The following is a 395-nucleotide window of genomic DNA, read 5'->3' on the forward strand; positions in this document are numbered from 1 at the left end:
TCCACTCCATGCGCATCAGGCACCAACGGGACACCGTCCAAGGACCCGCCAGCGCACTCGACTACCGGTTCTGGACGGAGGACAGCGACAACGTGCTCTTCCTCGAGTACCGCTACCACAGCCTCGCGGACGCGGTGGAGCCCGCCCGGTTCATGGCGCACCTGGAAGCCCTGAAGCGGATGGAGACCCACGCCGGCTACCAGGTGACGCTCGGCACGACTCACGGCAACCAAGGCCGAGGCCAGTCCGGGTTCACCTGGTTCGGCGTGGCCATGGGGCTGGGGGGCCTCGCGCTGGGCGGGCTCCTCATGTTCATGGGTGACGGGCCGCGCGCGTTCCTCCGGGACGTGCGGGCGCGAAAGCGCAAGCGGGCGTTCTCGCGCAAATTCGCCTCT

1 protein-coding gene is annotated in these 395 nt (G+C 68.6%); it reads left to right on the forward strand.

Annotated features, from left to right (window positions below; genetic code table 11):
* Positions 1-395, forward strand: a 395-nt coding sequence (locus tag D7Y04_RS44920) for a hypothetical protein (RefSeq protein ID WP_158627710.1), incomplete at both ends; no start/stop codon positions are given.

Source organism: Corallococcus sp. AB038B (assembly GCF_003668955.1).
Taxonomy (GTDB): Bacteria; Myxococcota; Myxococcia; order Myxococcales; family Myxococcaceae; genus Corallococcus; species Corallococcus exiguus.